The organism is Dietzia sp. DQ11-71 (assembly GCF_014144995.1).
Lineage (GTDB): Bacteria > Actinomycetota > Actinomycetes > Mycobacteriales > Mycobacteriaceae > Dietzia > Dietzia kunjamensis.
In genome coordinates this window covers 1-1,913 of record NZ_JAALDT010000431.1, presented here as the reverse complement: position 1 = coordinate 1,913, position 1,913 = coordinate 1, and the positions used below count along the sequence as shown (strand labels likewise).

Here is a 1,913-nt window from a genome sequence, read left to right as displayed (position 1 = left end):
CGGGATGGGCCCGACCGTCCTGTCGGGGGCGGGCACCGGCCCGTCCAAGTACGTGGCGCTGGGCGACTCCTACGCCGCCGTCGGCAGGATCGCGCCCGGCGCGTGGGGGGCCGGTCCCGTCGCGTGTGTGCGCACCGACGACGCCTACCCCACCGTGGTCGCCCGCGAGCTGGGGGTGGGCACGTTCGTCAACGCCAGCTGCGGCGGCGCGGTGGCCGATGACTTCCTCGCGGTCGGCCGGACCGGGGCCCCGCCCCAGTTCGACGCCCTCGACGCCGATACCGATCTGGTGACCATGACCATCGGTGGCAATGACGTGGGCTTCGCCGCCGTCATCGTGGCGTGTGCGCTGCGGCCCAACACCGCGCCCGAGCTGCTGCCGATCGTCGATGCCGCGACGGCGAGCCTGTCGAAGGGCTTCGATCCCACCGCCGGCTGTTCGGACGTCATCGACCGCCAGGCCGCCCGCGCGCTCGAGACTCTCGACCAGCGCATGGACGCGGTGTACGCCGGGATCGCCGAGCGTGCGCCGCAGGCCCGCGTGGTGACGGTCGGGTACCTGGCCGCGGTGCCCGCGGACGACCGGATCATCGAGCAATCCCCGGCCTGCGCTCCGTTCATGGCGATCAGCCGGGAGGAGCGGGCCAAGGTCCGCGGCTTCCAGGACAGCATCAACCGCGTCGTCCGCGACGCCGCCGAGCGCAACGGCGCCACCGTCGTGATCCCCGATGAACCGGGCCACTCGATGTGCACCCCGCCCGAGAACCGCTGGGTGGACTTCACCGGGCTGGACACGGGCGCGGTGCCGGTCCATCCGACCACCGCCGGCCATGCGCACGTCGCGGATCGGGTGCTCGCCGCGCTGGGCGATGCCTGAGTCCGGTCACGTCACCTGACGACTGTCCAGTTGGGCCCAATTCGGTAACGAAGCGGCGTCGATGAGAGAACATAGAGCTCATGCTCACCACTCCTCGGCGCCGCTTCGCCGGTTCCCGCACCCTCACCACCTCCCTCGCCCTGGCCGCGTCCGTCGTCCTCACGGCCGCACCCGTCGCTGGTGCCCAGTCCACCACCCAGGCGGACGGCACGATCGCCGTCAGCTCCCTCGGCGCCACCAACGATATCCCGGGCAGTGTCGCCGGGTCGCTCGGATCGATCGCTGGCCCCGCCTACGCCGACTACGTGGCGTTGGGCGATTCCTATGCCGCATTCGGCGATCAAATGGAGCCCGTGGTCACGGACGGCCCCGCCGCCCGGTGCGGCCGCAGTCTGACCAACTATCCCAATGTGCTCGACGCGAATACGGCGATCGGCGAGCTCGCCGACGCTACGTGCGGCGGAGCGGTGACCGAAGACATCTTCGAGGAGCAGCACTCGGGCGTCGCGCCCCAGATCGACGCTCTCGACTCCGACACCGATCTGGTAACCCTCTCCATCGGCGGCAACGACGTCGGTTTCGGCGCCATCGTCGAGTGCATTTCCGGTGGCGCTCCCGGAGCTCCCCTCGATTGCAGGGGCCAGCTGGACGACCAGGTCAGCACCGCCATCGCCAACGTCTTCGGCAAAGTCGGCGCGGTCGACAAGGTCTATGCGGCGATCAAACAGCGCTCGCCCGGTGCGACCGTGATCGCCACCCAGTACCTGCCTCTTCTCCCCGCCTCGAACGAGGACGGTTGTCAGTTCACCCAGTTCATCGGAGTGGACAACCTGAACTGGGCTCGCGAGGTGACCGCGAGGATTAACGACGCCGTCAACGCCGCCGCCGTCCGCAACGGCCACGTCTCCGTCTTGCCCGTCGACACCACCGTCGACCGCAGCGCCTGCGGAGAGGCTGACGAGCGCTGGACCGACTTCACCGGCGGGGCCCCGACCAACGCGTACCCAATGCACCCCACCTCACTGGGCCAGCAGGC

Annotated in this window: 2 protein-coding genes; both read left to right on the top strand. The window is 70.2% G+C overall.

The features are described from left to right. Positions 1-877: SGNH/GDSL hydrolase family protein (locus tag G6023_RS13940; protein WP_182636068.1), on the top strand; the 877-nt coding region annotated here is incomplete at its 5' end. An 80-nt stretch (positions 878-957) separates the two neighbouring features. After that, positions 958-1,913, top strand: a 956-nt coding sequence (locus G6023_RS13935; protein WP_182636065.1) for an SGNH/GDSL hydrolase family protein, incomplete at its 3' end; no start/stop codon positions are given.